Below are 16550 nucleotides of genomic sequence, written 5' to 3'. Positions count from 1 at the left end.
CAGGGAGGGGCCGTCAGTTAAAGGTGGTCGTCCCGATGGCGGTGGGGCTGTAGGAGACGTATATCGGTTGCTGCGCGAAGGGGACGTGCCCGGTGTTCATCACGCCGCCGGAGGTGACAAATGGGGTGTTTGTCGCGGTGGTGGTGTAGGAGTACAACAGCGTCTGGCCGTCGCTGGTGTAGACCGAAATGGTCGTTCCCGCCGGCACGAATCCCCCGGACGGCAGGCTGGCGAGGGCTGACGGGATGGTTCCGTTGATGCCGCCGGAGTCGAACATCACCGGAGCTTGTTGCAGCGGCCCGTTGTCGATCTGGACAGCCACGGTGGAAATCGGTGCTCCAGAAATCGTGATACCGCCGGTTAATGTGTTGGGACCGAACTGCAGGATGCCCGCCGATTCGTCGATGAGCACACCGTTGTTGAGCAGGCCGGGCATCGCGGTGACGATGGAGCTGGTGCCCGGGAACCCGTTGTTGGGCCCGATTCCCAAGACGCCCACCGCACCGGATCTCGACAAGAAGTTGCCCAGGGTTCCCGGTGATGACGAGGTGACGACGTTAACGCTGGTCGGCAGGGTGAGAAGGCCATTGCCGAAATCCACCGTCGTTGAGTAGGTGTTGTAGTTGTAGGTCAGCCCGCCGGCGTAACCGGCGGTGCCCGTCCCGATGACGGGGCCGAAGTTCTGCGTCAGGAATTGGCTGTCCATGACCAGACCGGTGGATCCGGTGTCGAGCAGCACGGGCACCATTTGGCCGCCGTTTAAGGAGATGAATACCACCGGCTCGGTGGTATTCACCAGCTGCAGCGGTACGGTCGCGTTGGTCAACGTGGTGCTGCCGATGCCGCCGGTGGCCCCGTTGAGGCCGATGTTGCCGTTGTGGCCGCCGAGCAGGGTGCCGAGCCCGCCGGTGCCGCCGGCACCGTTGGTGCCGAACGTGCCGTTAATTCCGCCGAAGCCGCCATTGCCACCGTTGCCGCCATTGCCGCCATCGGCACCGTTGCCGCCGAAACCTCCGGCACCGCCGGAGCCCGCGGTGCCACCGGTGCCGGCGCCACCGGCGTTGCCGCCGGCGCCGCCGCTGCCACCTTCACCGCCGTAGACGCCGCGACCGGAGAATTCGGCGGCGCCGCCGTGGCCGGCGTTGCCGCCGTCGCCGCCGCGGCCCGAGTCCCCCCCGCGACCCCCGTCGGCCCCGACCCCACCCGTGCCGCCGGTGCCGCCGGCTCCCCCAACACCGCCGGCACCACCGTCGCCGCCGTTGTTGGCTTGGGCATTGAAGGTGCCGCTGCCGTCACCGCCGGCGCCGCCGCCACCGCCCGGGCCGCCGTCGCCACCCCGGCCGCCATCGAAGCCGATGTCGCCCTGCCCGCCGTCTCCACCGGCGCCGCCGGCACCGCCTTCGCCGCCGGTCCCGCCGGTTCCGATGGGCAGCCCTTGGGGCGCGGGCTGTTGGAAGTAGCCGTTGCCCGGCGCGCCGCCCGCCCCGGCCGCCCCGCCGTCACCGCCGGTGCCGCCGGCCCCTCCGGCGCTGCCAACACCGGCGCCGCCGTTGCCGCCGCCGCCGCCGGCGCCGCCATCGCCACCAGCACCACCGTCGCCGTTGGAACCGAACAACCCGTGCCAGTCCTCGTTGAGGTTGGGTGGGCTAGCCGCACCACCTTGACCGCCGTGGCCGCCGGCACCGCCGTTACCGCCGGCAAAGCCGGGGTTGTCGCCGGCCGGGCCGTGGTCGCCGGCGCCGCCATCACCGCCATTGCCGCCAGCACCCCCGTGACCGCCACTGCCGAAGACGACGCCGGCAGCGGCGGCGGCTTCCTTGCTGGAGCCCAGGCCGGGGCTGCCACCGGCACCACCGTTGCCGCCGTCGCCGCCGCGGCCACCGAGGCCGCCGGGGCCGCTGATGCCCGCGCCGCCATCGGTGCCCTGGCCGCCGTCACCGCCGTCACCGCCCCTGCCACCGCTGCCGCTGACGGTGGTCACGCCGCCGTCGCCGCCGATGCCGCCGGTACCGCCGACGCCGCCGTTGCCGCCGCCGCCGCCATTGCCGCCATCACTTCCCGCGGTGGCCATGCCACCGGCGCCGCCGCGGCCGCCGTTGCCGCCATTGCCGGCGGCCCCGCCGATGCTGCCGTTACCGCCAGTGCCGCCGATGCCGCCCGCGCCGCCGTCGCCCCCGGCGCCTGCGCCGCCGCCGCCAACGCCGCCACTACCGCCGGCGCCGCCCTGGCCGCCGTCGCCGCCGTGCCCACCCGCACCCTGGCTGCCGCCGATCCCACCCGCCGAACCACCGATCCCGCCGGCGCCGCCGGCTCCCCCGTCGCCGCCCTGGCCGCCTTGCTCACCAATGCCGACCGTGATGCCCTCAGCGGCCCAGCCGTTGCCGCCAGCACCGCCCTGGCCACCCATGCCGCCGGTACCGCCATCGCCGTTGATTCCCGCGTGGCCGAACAACGCCGAGCCGTGGCCGCCGACCCCGCCCGCGCCGCCGATGCCGCCGATGCCCCCGATGCCGCCGGTGCCGCCGGCGGGACCAGCAGCCCTGCCCGCGCCGCCCGCCCCGCCGGAGCCCCCAAGTCCGCCGGAGCCACCCTGGCCGCCGGCACCACCGTTGCCGAATAGCAGCCCGCCGTTGCCGCCGGCGCCGCCGGCGCCGCCGATGCCGCCGCTTCCGCCGTTGGCGCCGTTGCCCCCGGGCAGGCCCGCGGTGCCAGCGGCACCGGCGATGCCCGGCCCCCCGACACCGCCATGACCGCCGTGGCCGAACAGGCCGGCATCACCGCCCCGGCCGCCCGGCTGTCCGGGAGCCCCGGACCCGCCGTTACCGCCGTTGCCCCACAAGATTCCGCCCGCCCCACCGTTCTGCCCGGTCCCCGGCGCCCCGTGGGTGCCATCGCCGATCAGCGGACGACCCAACAACGTCTGGGTGGGCGCATTGATCACACCCAGCACCTGCTGCTCGGTCTTCAACAGCACGCCATTGCCGACGTCGACGACCGCATACAGCTGCCCCGCATTGGTCAATGTCTGCACGAACTGCACGTGGAAGGCCGTCACCTGGACGCTCAGCGTTTGATAGTCCCGCGCGTAGCTGGAAAACAGCGCCGCGATCGCCGCCGAAACCTCGTCGGCGGCGGCGGGCGCCAACGCCGTCGTTCGGACCGCTGCCATCGCGTTGGCCTCGCTGATCATGGACGCGATACCGCCCAGATCCGACGCCGCCGACGCGAGCACCGGCGGTGCTGTGACCACGAAGGACATGGCGCTGACCTCCCGGGGCCGGCAAAGCACCCGGCGTCCCGTAGCGAAACGGACTCTACTCCAATGGACGGCGCAGACCGGGCCGCTTCGACTCAGGAAGCGATCTCCGTCGCGAAACAGGGCAGTGCTAACCTACCGGTTGGTTGGTAGCGTCGCCGATCCCAAGGGAGGAATCGCATGGCCCCTGACTGTGGTGCCGTGCGTATCGGAAACTGCTCGGGCTTCTACGGCGACCGCCTCTCCGCCATGCGCGAGATGCTGACCGGCGGCGAGCTGGACTATCTCACCGGCGACTACCTGGCCGAGCTGACCATGTTGATTCTCGGTCGCGACCGCATGAAAAACCCCGATCGCGGCTACGCGAAGACCTTCCTGGCCCAGCTCGAGGACTGCCTGGGCCTGGCCCATGACCGCGGGGTGCGCATCGTCACCAACGCCGGTGGCCTGAACCCCGCCGGGCTGGCCAACGCGGTGCGGGCGCTGGCCGCGCGCCTGGGCATTCCGGCGCAGGTCGCCCACGTGGAAGGCGACGACCTGCAACCACGGGCGGCCGAACTGGGGCTGGGGACGCCACTGACGGCCAACGCCTACCTGGGCGCATGGGGCATCGTCGACTGCTTCGAGCGCGGCGCCGACGTCGTGGTCACCGGCCGGGTCACCGACGCCTCGGTGGTCGTCGGGGCGGCGGCCGCGCACTTCGGCTGGGGCCGCACCGACTACCACCGACTGGCCGGCGCCGTGGTGGCCGGGCACGTGATCGAATGCGGAGTCCAGGCCACCGGCGGCAACTACGCGTTCTTCACCGAGATAGGCGACCTCACTCACGCCGGCTTCCCGCTGGCCGAGATCGCTGCCGACGGCTCGTCGGTGATCACCAAGCACCACGGCACCGGCGGCCTGGTCAGCGTCGACACCATCACCGCGCAGCTGCTCTACGAGATCACGGGCGCTCGGTATGCCAACCCGGATGTGACGGCCCGGATGGACAGCGTCGAACTGTCGCCCGACGGGCCGGATCGAGTGCGCATTAGCGGCGTGATCGGCGAACCGCCGCCGCCGACCTACAAGGTGTCGCTGAACAGCATCGGCGGCTTCCGCAACGCCATGACATTCGTGCTGACCGGCCTGGACATCGATGCCAAGGCCGACTTGGTGCGACGCCAGCTCGAGGCCGCGCTGACCGTCAAACCCGCTGAGCTGCAATGGACGCTGGCCCGCACCGACCACCCCGACGCCGACACCGAAGAAACCGCCAGCGCGCTGCTCACCTGCGTCGCCCGCGATCCCGACCCCGCCAATGTGGGTCGGCAATTCTCCTCGGCCGCGGTCGAATTGGCGCTGGCCAGCTACCCGGGGTTCACCGCCACCACCCCGCCCGGTGACGGCCAGGTGTATGGCGTGTTCACCCCCGGCTACGTCGACGCCGGCAAGGTGGCGCACATCGCCGTGCACGCCGACGGCACCCGCACCGAGATTCCCTGCGCCACTGAGACGTTGGAGCTGGCGCCGGCAGATCCCCCGGCGCTGCCCGACCCGCTGCCGGCTGGCCCGACCCGGCGCGTACCGCTGGGCCTGATCGCTGGCGCCCGCAGCGGCGACAAGGGCGGATCGGCCAACGTCGGCGTGTGGGTACGCACCGACGAGCAGTGGCGCTGGCTGGCGCACACTCTGACCGTCGAGCTACTCAAGGAGCTGCTGCCAGAAACGGCAGGCCTGGTCGTCACCCGTCACGTGCTGCCGAATCTGCGGGCACTGAACTTCGTCATCGAGGCAATCCTCGGCCAGGGCGTCGCCTACCAGGCCCGCTTCGACCCGCAGGCCAAGGGACTGGGTGAGTGGCTGCGCAGCCGCCACGTCGACGTCCCGGAGACCCTGTTGTGAACATCTGGACCACACCGGAGCGCCAACAGCTGCGAAAAACGGTGCGCGCCTTTGCCGAGCGCGAGATCCTGCCGCACGTCGACGAGTGGGAAAGGATCGGCGAGTTGCCCCGCGGCCTGCACCGGCTCGCCGGGGCCGCCGGGCTGCTGGGCGCCGGCTTTCCCGAGGCGGTCGGTGGTGGCGGCGGTGACGGCGCCGACCCCGTCATCATCTGCGAGGAGATGCACCAGGCCGGCGCCCCGGGCGGGGTGTATGCGTCCCTGTTCACCTGCGGTATCGCCGTACCGCACATGGTCGCATCCGGCGACGAACGGCTGATCGCCACGTACGTGCGGCCCACCTTGGCCGGGGAGAAGATCGGCGCGCTGGCCATCACCGAACCCGGCGGCGGCTCCGACGTCGGGCATCTACGGACCAGCGCGGTACGGGACGGCGACCATTACGTGATCAACGGCGCCAAGACCTACATCACCTCCGGCGTGCGGGCCGACTACGTGGTCACCGCGGTGCGAACCGGTGGACCCGGTGCCGCCGGGGTTTCGCTGCTGGTGGTGGAAAAGGACACCCCCGGCTTTGAGGTGACCCGCAAGCTGGACAAGATGGGCTGGCGTTCCTCGGATACCGCCGAGCTGTGCTACACCGACGTGGCCGTGCCGGCGACTAACCTCGTGGGCGCCGAGAACAGCGGCTTCACCCAGATCGCCCGGGCATTTGTTTCCGAGCGCATCGGCCTTGCCGCCCAGGCGTATTCGAGCGCCCAGCGGTGCCTGGACCTCACCGCGCAGTGGTGCCGGGACCGCGAGACGTTCGGTCGGCCGCTGATTTCACGCCAGTCGGTGCAGAACACGCTGGCCGAGATGGCCCGCCGCATCGACGTCGCCCGGGTCTATGCGCACCATGTGGTGGAACGCCAGCTCGCCGGCGAGACCGACCTGATCGCGCAGGTGTGTTTCGCCAAGAACACCGCCGTGCAGGCCGGGGAGTGGGTTGCCAACCAGGCCGTACAGCTGTTCGGCGGCATGGGTTACATGGCCGAATCCGAAGTCGAACGCCAATACCGGGACATGCGAATCCTCGGTATCGGAGGCGGCACCACCGAAATACTGACCGCTTTGGCCGCCAAAACCCTGGGGTATCAATCGTGACCGTGCTGCAATCCACACTGGACCCGAACGCTTCCGCCTACGACGAGGCGGCCGCGACGATGAGCGGCAAGCTCGACGAGATCAACGCCGAACTGGCCAAGGCGCTCGCCGGCGGTGGCCCCAAATACGTCGACCGGCACCACGCCCGCGGCAAGCTGACACCACGGGAACGCATCGAGCTGCTCGTCGACCCGGACTCCCCGTTCCTGGAGCTGAGCCCGCTGGCCGCCTACGGCAGCAACTTCCAGATCGGCGCCAGCCTGGTCACCGGCATCGGCGCGGTCTGCGGCGTGGAATGCATGATCGTCGCCAACGACCCGACGGTCAAGGGCGGCACCAGCAATCCGTGGACGCTGCGAAAGATACTGCGGGCCAACCAGATCGCCTTCGAAAACCGGCTTCCCGTCATTTCGCTGGTGGAATCCGGCGGGGCCGATCTGCCCACCCAGAAAGAGATTTTCATCCCCGGCGGACAGATGTTCCGCGACCTGACCCGGCTGTCGGCGGCCGGGATCCCGACCATTGCGCTGGTTTTCGGCAACTCCACCGCGGGCGGTGCCTACGTCCCCGGCATGTCCGATCACGTGGTGATGATCAAGGAACGCTCCAAGGTGTTTTTGGCCGGCCCGCCGCTAGTGAGGATGGCCACCGGCGAAGAGTCCGACGACGAGTCGCTGGGCGGCGCCGAAATGCACGCCCGCATATCGGGTTTGGCCGACTATTTTGCGCTCGACGAGCTCGACGCGATCCGCATCGGACGCCGCATCGTGGCGCGACTGAACTGGATCAAACAGGGACCCGCACCCGCTCCGGTGACCGAGCCGCTGTTCGACGCCGAGGAGCTAATCGGCATCGTGCCCCCGGATCTGCGCATCCCATTCGACCCGCGCGAGGTGATCGCCCGCATCGTCGATGGCTCCGAGTTCGACGAATTCAAGCCGCTGTACGGGTCGTCTCTGGTGACCGGCTGGGCTCGGTTGCACGGCTATCCGCTGGGCATCCTGGCCAACGCCCGCGGCGTGCTGTTCAGCGAGGAATCACAGAAGGCCACCCAGTTCATCCAGCTGGCCAACCGGGCCGACACGCCGCTGTTGTTCTTGCACAACACCACCGGCTACATGGTGGGCAAGGACTACGAGGAAGGCGGGATGATCAAGCATGGCTCGATGATGATCAACGCCGTGTCCAACTCGACCGTCCCGCACATCTCGCTGCTGATCGGCGCGTCCTACGGCGCCGGGCACTACGGCATGTGCGGGCGCGCCTACGACCCGCGCTTCCTATTCGCCTGGCCCAGCGCCAAGTCCGCGGTGATGGGCGGCGCCCAGCTGTCGGGCGTGCTGTCCATCGTGGCCCGGGCGGCAGCCGAAGCCCGCGGGCAGCAAGTCGACGAAGCCGCCGACGCGGCGATGCGGGCCGCCGTCGAGGGCCAGATCGAAGCCGAGTCGCTACCGTTGGTGCTGTCCGGGATGCTTTACGACGACGGGGTGATCGACCCGCGCGACACCCGCACCGTGCTGGGAATGTGTTTGTCCGCCATCGCCAATGGCCCGATCAAGGGGACGTCGAACTTCGGCGTCTTCCGGATGTGATGCTGATGGGAATCACTCGAGTATTGGTTGCTAACCGCGGCGAGATCGCCCGGCGGGTGTTCGCCACCTGCCGCCGGCTGGGTCTCGGCACCGTCGCCGTCTACACAGACCCGGATGCCGCGGCACCGCATGTCGCCGAGGCCGACGCCCGGGTCCGGCTGCCGCAGACCACCGACTATCTGAACGCCGAGGCGATCATCGCGGCCGCGCAGGCAGCCGGAGCCGACGCGGTGCATCCCGGCTACGGATTCCTCTCGGAGAACGCCGAATTCGCGGCCGCCGTGCAGGAGGCCGGCCTAACCTGGGTCGGGCCACCGGTGGACGCGGTGCGCGCGATGGGCTCCAAAATCGAGTCCAAGAAGCTGATGGCCGCCGCCGGAGTGCCGGTGCTCGAGGAACTCGACCCCGACGCCGTCACCACCGCGCAGCTGCCGGTGCTGGTGAAGGCGTCGGCGGGCGGTGGCGGTCGCGGCATGCGAGTGGTTCACGAATTATCGGCCCTGCCGGCCGAAGTCGAAGCCGCGCGACGTGAAGCCCAATCCGCGTTCGGCGACCCAACCGTATTCTGCGAGCGCTACCTGCCCACCGGGCACCACGTCGAAGTGCAAGTCATGGCCGACACCCATGGCACCGTGTGGGCGGTCGGGGAACGGGAATGCTCGATTCAGCGCCGCCACCAGAAGATCATCGAAGAGGCACCGTCGCCGCTGGTGGAACGCGTACCGGGGATGCGGGCCAAGCTGTTCGACGCGGCCCGGCTGGCGGCCAGCGCGATCGGCTACACCGGGGCAGGCACGGTGGAGTTCCTCGCCGATGACTCACCTGGCCGGGAAGGTGAGTTCTACTTCCTGGAGATGAACACCCGGCTACAGGTCGAGCACCCGGTCACCGAAGAGACCACCGGGCTGGATCTGGTCGAACTGCAGCTCATGATTGCCGACTGCGGGCGACTCGACACCGAACCTCCCCCCGCCCAGGGATATTCGATCGAGGCCCGCCTCTACGCCGAGGATCCCGCGCATGGCTGGCAGCCACAGGCAGGCGTGATGCACACGATTGAGGTTCCGGGGGTTCGGGCGCAGTTCGACTCGTTGGGACAGCGGACCGGCATCCGGCTGGATTCCGGGATCGTCGACGGTTCCACAGTGTCGATCCACTACGACCCAATGCTGGCCAAGGTCGTCTCCTACGGTGCCACCCGCCGGCAGGCCGCGCTTGTGTTGGCCGATGCGCTGGTACGCGCCCGGCTGCACGGTCTGCGCACCAACCGTGAGCTCTTGGTCAACGTGCTGCGTCATCCGGCGTTCCTCGACGGCGCCACCGACACCGGGTTTTTCGACACGCACGGCATGGCCAAGTTGTCGACACCGCTGGCCGACACCGCGACCCTCCGGTTGTCGGCGATCGCCGCCGCGCTGGCCGACGCCGAGCACAATCGGGCGAGCGCGGGCGTGTTCAGCTCGATTCCCAGCGGCTGGCGCAACCTGGCCTCGGGCTATCAGGTCAAGACCTATCGTGACGACGCGGACACCGAACACCGCGTCGAATACCGGTTCACCAGAACGGGTCTGGCGCTTCCCGGCGATCCGGTGGTACAGCTGGTCTCGGCTGACGTGGACCAGGTGGTGCTCGCCCAGGACGGGGTCGCACACGGCTTCACGGTTGCCCGCCACGGCCCCGACGTCTACGTCGACTCGGCGCGCGGACCCGTTCACCTGGTGGCACTGTCACGCTTCCCCGAGCCGAGCTCGGCCGTCGAGCAAGGCTCGCTGGTGGCCCCCATGCCCGGCAACGTCATCCGGATCGGCGCCGAGGTTGGCGACACGGTCACGGCCGGTCAGCCGTTGATCTGGCTGGAGGCCATGAAGATGGAACACACCATCGCCGCGCCTGCCGACGGCGTGCTCACCCACGTCAGCGTCAACACGGGTCAACAGGTCGAAGTAGGCGCCATTCTCGCACGAGTAGAAGCACCTCAAAATGGCCCAGCAGAAGGAGATTCACCGTGACAGACGCCAGCTTTATCGAAAGCGAGGAACGTCAGGCGCTGCGCAAGGCGGTGGCCTCGTGGGTGGCCAACTATGGCCACGAGTACTACCTGGACAAGGCGCGCAAACACGAACACACCAGCGAGTTATGGGCCGAGGCAGGCAAACTCGGTTTTTTGGGGGTGAATCTGCCCGAAGAGTACGGCGGCGGCGGCGCAGGCATGTACGAACTGTCGCTGGTGATGGAGGAGATGGCCGCCGCCGGCTCGGCGCTGCTGCTGATGGTGGTGTCACCGGCCATCAACGGAACCATCATCGCCAAGTTCGGCACCGACGATCAGAAGAAGCGCTGGTTGCCGGGCATCGCCGACGGCTCGTTGACCATGGCGTTCGCCATCACCGAGCCCGACGCCGGCTCCAACTCACACAAGATCACCACCACCGCGCGTCGCGACGGCAGCGACTGGATCATCAAGGGCCAGAAAGTCTTTATTTCTGGCATCGACCAGGCGCAGGCGGTGCTGGTCGTGGGCCGCAGCGAGGAAGCCAAAACCGGCAAGCTACGCCCCGCGTTGTTCGTGGTGCCCACCGACGCTCCCGGGTTCAGCTACACCCCGATCGAGATGGAGCTGGTCAGCCCCGAACGCCAGTTCCAGGTTTTCCTCGACGACGTCCGGCTACCCGCCGATGCGCTGGTTGGAGCCGAAGACGCGGCGATCGCACAGCTTTTCGCGGGCCTGAACCCCGAGCGCATCATGGGTGCGGCTAGCGCGGTGGGCATGGGCCGGTTCGCACTCGGCAGGGCCGTCGACTACGTCAAAACCCGCAAGGTGTGGTCCACCCCGATCGGCGCGCACCAGGGCCTGGCACATCCGTTGGCGCAGTGCCACATTGAGGTCGAACTCGCCAAGCTGATGACCCAGAAAGCCGCCACACTCTACGACCATGGTGACGACTTCGGTGCGGCCGAGGCGGCCAACATGGCCAAATACGCTGCGGCCGAGGCATCCAGCCGCGCGGTCGATCAGGCCGTACAGTCGATGGGCGGCAACGGCCTCACCAAGGAATATGGCGTGGCAGCGATGATGACCTCGGCCCGCTTGGCGCGGATCGCCCCGATCAGCCGCGAGATGGTGCTGAACTTCGTTGCGCAGACATCGCTGGGTCTGCCCCGGTCCTACTGATGGACAGCCCCGTCGACTACGCTGGCCCGGCCGCCTGCGGCGGCCCCTTCGCCAGGCTGACACTGAACTCTCCGCACAACCGCAACGCGCTGTCGAGCACGCTGGTCAGCCAACTACATCAAGGGCTGAGTGCGGCCGAAGCAGATCCGGCGGTGCGGCTGGTCGTGCTGGGGCATACCGGCGGAACGTTCTGCGCCGGCGCGGACCTCAGCGAGGCCGGCGGTGGTGGTGGTGATCCGTACCGGATGGCGGTGGCGCGGGCGCGGGAAATGACGGCGCTGTTGCGCGCCATCGTCGAGTCGCCGCTGCCGGTGATCGGCGCCATCAACGGGCATGTGCGGGCCGGCGGGTTCGGCCTGGTCGGTGCGTGCGACATGGTGGTCGCCGGACCGGACAGCACGTTCGCGCTGACCGAGGCACGGATCGGCGTGGCACCGGCGATCATCTCGCTGACGCTTCTGCCCAAGCTTTCGCCGCGCGCCGCGGCCCGCTATTACCTGACCGGCGAGAAGTTCGGCGCCCGCGAAGCCGCCGACATCGGACTGATCACCATGGCGGCCGACGACGTGGACGCCGCGGTGGCCGCGCTGGTCGCCGACGTGGGCCGCGGCTCACCGCAGGGCCTGGCCGCATCGAAGGCGCTGACCACCGCGGCCGTGTTGGATGGGTTCGACCGCGACGCGCAGCGGCTCACCGAGGAGTCGGCCCGGTTGTTCGTGTCCGACGAGGCCCGTGAGGGCATGCTGGCGTTTCTGCAGAAACGTCCGCCCCGCTGGGTCCAGCCGGCGACGATGCGGGCCGCTGACTAGGCGGCCCGAGGAGGAGCCGGCCCATCCAGCACAGCCCGGCGACGATGCGGGCCGCTGACTAGGCGGCCCGAGGAGGAGCCGGCCCATCCAGCACAGCCCGGCGACGATGCGGGCCGCTGACTAGGCCCGCCGGGCCCCCGCCTACGACGCAGGAGGTTGGGAACAGCCTATTCCGAATTACCTTGCGGTTCGGACACACAGGCGGCGAACTGCCTCAGACCGGAAACAGCATGGCGAAGAACAACATCGCCATACCGGCCGCCATCATCGCTTGGCCTATGCTGCCCGGCAACCTGGACTGGGTCGCCTCCTGCCGCCGCTCCATGACAAACCTGCATGCCCAGAAAACCGCCGCAACCGCGAAGCCGACGGTACCGATCCAGTTCACCGCGCTGAACCAGATGGGTGACCCGCTATTCGGCGGCATGTTCATCGCAGTCATGTCCATAGCCGGCATTGACCCATCCGGCTCGGTGGCGTATTCGGTGCACGAGTGGACAGGGAGCAAACGAGGATTCATGGCGGCATACATCCAGGCTGTGGCCAGCATCATCAAGCCGTGATATCCGTACAGTCCACGCGTAGCGGTCCCGCGGACCGCAACGACGGCCGTCGCCCCAAACCACACGGCCGCCAGCAAGAAAAATACCGCAGGTCCCGTCGTCGGAACCCGTGCGCCCCACGGCCAGGCCATCACCGCCATCGCAACGGCCATTGCGAAATGCAACCCGTGGTTGACGATCAACGTCCACGGTCGGCGTTTGGCGATGATTGCCAGACCACATTCGGCGGCGGTCAGCACGAACAGGCCGGTAACCACCCAACGAAGCATCAGGTCATGGATCATGCGGTTCGGCCGTCGCGGCCGAAGCGGCGTAACCGCAGTGAGTTGGTCACCACGCTGACCGAGGAGAACCCCATCGCCGCGCCCGCCACGACCGGGTTCAGCGCGCCCAGCGCGGCCAGTGGGATCGCGGCGGTGTTGTAGCCGAAGGCCCAGCCGAGATTCTGGTAGATGGTGCGCAGGGTCTGCCTGGAGAGTTCGATCGCGCGCACGACACCATCGAGCCGGCCGGACATTAGCGTGATGTCGGAGGCCTCGATGGCCACGTCGGTACCGGTGCCGATCGCAATGCCCAGATCGGCTTGTACCAAGGCGGGCGCGTCGTTGACGCCGTCACCCACCATCGCGACCACCCGGCCCTGGTCCTGCAGCCGCCGAACCTCAGCTACCTTGTCCTGCGGCAACACCTCGGCCAGCACCTTCTCGATGCCGACCTGCTTGGCGATCGCGGCAGCCGTGCGGGCGTTGTCGCCGGTGATCATGGCTACCTGTAGCCCCATGGCGTGCAGCCGACCGACCACGTCCGCGGCGTCGTCTTTGACCGTGTCCGCTACCGCGAGCACACCCACAACCTGGCCGTCTTGGCCGACGAACACCGCGGTGCGGCCGCGCTCTTCCTGCTCCACGGCCGCCGCAGCGAGGTGGTCGGGCAGAACCAAATGTTGTTCGTCGACGAGCTTGCGCCGTCCGACCACCACCGGCCCGCCGTTGACCTGCGCCCGCACCCCGTGCCCGGCGACGGCGGTGAACGCATTGGCGGCCGGTATCGCCAACCCGCGCTCGTGTGCAGCGGCAACGATCGCCGCACCGATGGGGTGTTCGGAGCCCGATTCGACCGCGGCGGCGAGCCGCAGCACCTGATTAGGCTGGCGCCGCTGGCCGGCAATCACATCGGTCACCCGCATCCGGGCGCGGGTGAGGGTGCCGGTCTTGTCGAACACCACGGTGTCGATCTTCTTCGACGCTTCCAGCACCTCGCCTCCCTTGACCAGGATCCCCAGTTCGGCGCCCCGGCCGGTGCCGACCATGATGGCCGTGGGGGTAGCCAGGCCCAACGCACACGGGCACGCGATGATCAGCACCGCGACCGCGGCGGTCATACCAGCCACCGGGTTGGCGGCGATCAGTGTCCATCCCGCAAAGGTCGCGACGGCAACGCCGATGATGGCCGGGACAAACACCGCCGAAACCCGGTCGGCCAGCCGCTGCACCGGCGCCTTGTCGCCCTGTGCCTGCTCGACCAGTCGCACAATCTGCGCCAGCGCGGTGTCTGCCCCGACGGCGGTGGCGCGCACGGTCAACAGCCCGTCGAGGTTGACCGTTGCGCCGGCAACGCGGTCACCCGCCGTCTTCTCGACCGGGACGGATTCGCCGGTGAGCATCGACTCGTCGACGGCGGCGCGCCCATCGGTGACCTCACCGTCGACCGGGATCTTCTCTCCGGGCCGCACCCGCACCAGGTCTCCGACTTGGACCTGATCGACCGGCACCAGGAGCTCTTGGCCGTCGACAAGCAGCGTGGCTTCCTTGGCGCCCAGCTCCAGCAGCTTGCTGATCGCCTCGGACGCTTTTCCGGTTGCTCTGGCCTCGAGATGGCGGCCCAACACCACGAACGTGATGATCAGCGCCGAGGTGTCGAAGAACAGAGGTCCACCGGCAAACAACTGATACGTGGAGTAGACAAACGCGGTCAGCGTACCCAGCGCGATCAGCGTGTCCATGTTCGAGGTCAACGCCCGCGCCTGTTGCACCGCCCCCCGCAGAATCGGCCACCCGGCCACGAATTGCACCGGCAGCGTCGCGGCGAAGGCCAGCCACCCCGCCCACGGGTAAGCACCGAAGAACATTGACGAACCCAGCGCCAGTAGCCCCAACGGCAAGGCCAACCACACCCGCGGCAACCACGTCCGCCGCTCGCGCCGGTTCTGCTCGCCCGGCCACGAGGCGCTCCCGCGGACCGGCCCGCGCGGGCGGCCGCCGCAACGCGACGCCTTCAGGGGCTTGTCGACGCCCGGCGGGCGACTTAGCATGCGGCGGATCCCGCCGGTGATTTTCCGCACCACGCCCACGCCGCGCACACCCGCTGAGTGCGGGGCACGGGCGGGCACCAATTCTTCCGGGACGTGCCGCGCTTCGGCGATCGCCGACAGCACGGCGGCGGTGTCACCGAGCTCTGGCGAGTACCAGATCACCACCGACGCCGTTCGCGGATAGGCGTGCACGGCGTGCACCCCGGTCACTTGGGAGACCGTCTCCTCGATCGCGACGGCCCGAACCGCATCGACATTGAACCCGGTGACGCACACGCGCATCCGCCCCGACGCGTTGGAGACCACCTTCAGCGAGACGTCGGTGTCAGAAAGAACGTCAGTGGTCATGACCGTCGTCCGAACCCGCCACCGCCAGTGGTGGAACTTCTTCCCCGGCGCGCTCGCTGGCTTCGGCTAGCACGTCGGCGAACATCAGTCGAGCTTGCTCGGCGCTCTCCCCGGCCTTGCGCTCGGCTTCACGTGCTAAGCGTATGCCCCAGGCGGCAACGGACACGGTTGCCGCCCGCAGCGGAGCCTTCACCACCACCTTGCGCAGCGCCTCATACGCCGCGACCCCCACCGCGCCGGTGACCACGGTGGGTACCGCCTTCGCTAGGAATCCATGCCACACCATCGCGGATGCTCCTTTCGTATGTCGTTGTCCCGAGAAACACCGGAGTCCGGCGCTCGTCACATGTTGCTGGCATCCGGCATCGGCTCCTCGGTGGCCGACTCGCCGACCGCGGCACCGCCGAGCCGCGCGTGTGGACCGGTCAGCGCCGGCGTGAATTTGACGGCATCAATGAGCTCTTCGATGGCCGCTTGCCCATGACCATCCAGCACCGCCGTGGAAAAGCACGTCTCCAAGTGGTTGTGCAGCATCACCCGGTTGGCCCGCTCCAGCGAGGACTGAACCGCTGAAATCTGCTTCATCACGTCCACGCAGTAGGCGTCGGACTCCAGCATCCGAACGATTCCGTCAAGATGGCCCCGAACCGTCTTCAGCCGGTTCAGCGCCGCGCGCTTCTTTGCGGTCAATTCCTTGTTCATGGCTTGCCCCTATCCCTCACCCGTTCATGATATCCCACCCCACTGGGGGTGGGCTATCTAAAGAGTCGAACCTGGCAACATTTGCAGTTTCGCCAACACCTCTTGAAGCAAAATCTTGACGTCGTAGGCTCGTGGACGATGAGCAACTCAGCGCAGCGTGACGCGAGGAACTCGCGCGACGAGTCCGCGCGTGCGTCGGACACCGACCGGATACAGATTGCGCAGTTGCTGGCCTACGCGGCCGAGCAGGGCCGCCTGCAGCTGACCGATTATGAAGACCGGCTGGCGCGGGCCTATGCGGCAACCACCTACCAGGAGCTGGATCGGCTACGGGCCGATCTGCCGGGGGCGGCGATAGGCCCGCGCAGGGGTGGCGAATGCAATCCGGCGCCGTCCACGCTGCTGCTGGCGCTACTGGGCGGATTCGAACGACGCGGCCGCTGGAACGTGCCGAAGAAGCTGACCACGTTCACCTTGTGGGGCAGCGGGGTGCTGGATCTGCGCTACGCCGACTTCACCTCGACCGAGGTGGACATCCGTGCGTACTCGATCATGGGGGCGCAGACGATTCTGCTGCCACCCGAAGTCAATGTGGAGATCCACGGTCACCGAGTGATGGGCGGCTTCGACCGCAAGGTGGTCGGGGAGGGCACCCGTGGCGCGCCGACGGTGAGGATCCGCGGCTTCTCGCTGTGGGGTGATGTGGGCATCAAGCGCAAGCCCCGCAAACCACGCAAACCGCGCAAATAGCCGCAAATAGCAAGGTGC

Annotated in this window: 12 protein-coding genes; 7 read left to right on the top strand and 5 right to left on the bottom strand. The window is 68.6% G+C overall.

What is annotated here, in order from left to right; genetic code table 11:
- Positions 1 to 13: 13 nt before the first annotated feature.
- A complete protein-coding gene (locus MCAN_RS05135; RefSeq protein WP_014000539.1) occupies positions 14 to 3259 on the bottom strand; it encodes a PecA family PE domain-processing aspartic protease in 3246 nt (1081 codons plus the stop codon).
- 198 nt (positions 3260 to 3457) lie between these two features.
- Here MCAN_RS05135 and MCAN_RS05130 point away from each other — a divergent pair, with 198 nt between their 5' ends.
- Genes MCAN_RS05130 through MCAN_RS05105 form a run of 6 tightly spaced genes read left to right on the top strand, consistent with a single transcriptional unit; the run spans position 3458 to position 11858 of the window.
- Positions 3458 to 5140, top strand: coding sequence for an acyclic terpene utilization AtuA family protein (locus tag MCAN_RS05130; RefSeq protein WP_014000538.1), 1683 nt, complete (start codon positions 3458 to 3460; stop codon positions 5138 to 5140).
- Positions 5137 to 6285, top strand: coding sequence for an acyl-CoA dehydrogenase family protein (locus MCAN_RS05125; RefSeq protein WP_003898670.1), 1149 nt, complete (start codon positions 5137 to 5139; stop codon positions 6283 to 6285). The genes MCAN_RS05130 and MCAN_RS05125 overlap by 4 nt, the downstream gene beginning before the upstream one ends.
- A 2-nt stretch (positions 6286 to 6287) precedes the next feature.
- A complete protein-coding gene (locus MCAN_RS05120) occupies positions 6288 to 7877 on the top strand; it encodes an acyl-CoA carboxylase subunit beta (protein WP_014000537.1) in 1590 nt (529 codons plus the stop codon).
- Positions 7878 to 7882: 5 nt separating this feature from the next.
- The gene (locus tag MCAN_RS05115) at positions 7883 to 9886 is read left to right on the top strand and encodes an acetyl/propionyl/methylcrotonyl-CoA carboxylase subunit alpha (RefSeq protein ID WP_014000536.1); all 2004 of its coding nucleotides are present in this window, start codon (positions 7883 to 7885) and stop codon (positions 9884 to 9886) included.
- The gene (locus MCAN_RS05110; RefSeq protein ID WP_014000535.1) at positions 9883 to 11049 is read left to right on the top strand and encodes an acyl-CoA dehydrogenase family protein; all 1167 of its coding nucleotides are present in this window, start codon (positions 9883 to 9885) and stop codon (positions 11047 to 11049) included. Before MCAN_RS05115 ends, MCAN_RS05110 begins: the two co-directional genes overlap by 4 nt.
- On the top strand, positions 11049 to 11858 hold the full coding sequence (locus MCAN_RS05105) for an enoyl-CoA hydratase family protein (RefSeq protein WP_014000534.1): 810 nt from the start codon (positions 11049 to 11051) through the stop codon (positions 11856 to 11858). The genes MCAN_RS05110 and MCAN_RS05105 overlap by 1 nt, the downstream gene beginning before the upstream one ends.
- Before the next feature lie 214 nt (positions 11859 to 12072).
- Here MCAN_RS05105 and MCAN_RS05100 read toward each other — a convergent pair whose 3' ends face one another.
- Genes MCAN_RS05100 through csoR form a run of 4 tightly spaced genes read right to left on the bottom strand, consistent with a single transcriptional unit; the run spans position 12073 to position 15782 of the window.
- Positions 12073 to 12705, bottom strand: coding sequence for a DUF5134 domain-containing protein (locus MCAN_RS05100; protein ID WP_014000533.1), 633 nt, complete (start codon positions 12703 to 12705; stop codon positions 12073 to 12075).
- The gene (locus MCAN_RS05095; RefSeq protein ID WP_014000532.1) at positions 12702 to 15014 is read right to left on the bottom strand and encodes a copper-translocating P-type ATPase; all 2313 of its coding nucleotides are present in this window, start codon (positions 15012 to 15014) and stop codon (positions 12702 to 12704) included. The genes MCAN_RS05100 and MCAN_RS05095 overlap by 4 nt, the downstream gene beginning before the upstream one ends.
- A 55-nt stretch (positions 15015 to 15069) precedes the next feature.
- A complete protein-coding gene (locus MCAN_RS05090; RefSeq protein WP_014000531.1) occupies positions 15070 to 15366 on the bottom strand; it encodes a DUF1490 family protein in 297 nt (98 codons plus the stop codon).
- Between the two features lie 56 nt (positions 15367 to 15422).
- A complete protein-coding gene (gene csoR, locus MCAN_RS05085; RefSeq protein WP_014000530.1) occupies positions 15423 to 15782 on the bottom strand; it encodes a copper-sensing transcriptional repressor CsoR in 360 nt (119 codons plus the stop codon).
- Positions 15783 to 15920: 138 nt separating this feature from the next.
- Between csoR and MCAN_RS05080 the strand changes: the two genes are divergently transcribed.
- The gene (locus MCAN_RS05080) at positions 15921 to 16532 is read left to right on the top strand and encodes a DUF1707 SHOCT-like domain-containing protein (RefSeq protein ID WP_014000529.1); all 612 of its coding nucleotides are present in this window, start codon (positions 15921 to 15923) and stop codon (positions 16530 to 16532) included.
- Positions 16533 to 16550: the final 18 nt, after the last annotated feature.

It is taken from the genome of Mycobacterium canetti CIPT 140010059, from assembly GCF_000253375.1.
Classification (GTDB): domain Bacteria; phylum Actinomycetota; class Actinomycetes; order Mycobacteriales; family Mycobacteriaceae; genus Mycobacterium; species Mycobacterium tuberculosis.
The sequence above is the reverse complement of the archived record's forward strand: the minus strand, read 5'-3'. Positions and strand labels throughout refer to the sequence as shown.

Bases quoted from the DNA above. Each gene is read 5' to 3' on its own strand.
- MCAN_RS05105 (WP_014000534.1), top strand. From the start codon at position 11,049: ATGGACAGCCCCGTCGACTACGCTGGCCCGGCCGCCTGCGGCGGCCCC.
- MCAN_RS05095 (WP_014000532.1), bottom strand. From the start codon at position 15,014: ATGCGCGTGTGCGTCACCGGGTTCAATGTCGATGCGGTTCGGGCCGTC.
- MCAN_RS05135 (WP_014000539.1), bottom strand. From the start codon at position 3,259: ATGTCCTTCGTGGTCACAGCACCGCCGGTGCTCGCGTCGGCGGCGTCG.
- MCAN_RS05115 (WP_014000536.1), top strand. From the start codon at position 7,883: ATGGGAATCACTCGAGTATTGGTTGCTAACCGCGGCGAGATCGCCCGG.
- csoR (WP_014000530.1), bottom strand. From the start codon at position 15,782: ATGAACAAGGAATTGACCGCAAAGAAGCGCGCGGCGCTGAACCGGCTG.
- MCAN_RS05080 (WP_014000529.1), top strand. From the start codon at position 15,921: ATGAGCAACTCAGCGCAGCGTGACGCGAGGAACTCGCGCGACGAGTCC.
- MCAN_RS05100 (WP_014000533.1), bottom strand. From the start codon at position 12,705: ATGATCCATGACCTGATGCTTCGTTGGGTGGTTACCGGCCTGTTCGTG.
- MCAN_RS05090 (WP_014000531.1), bottom strand. From the start codon at position 15,366: ATGGTGTGGCATGGATTCCTAGCGAAGGCGGTACCCACCGTGGTCACC.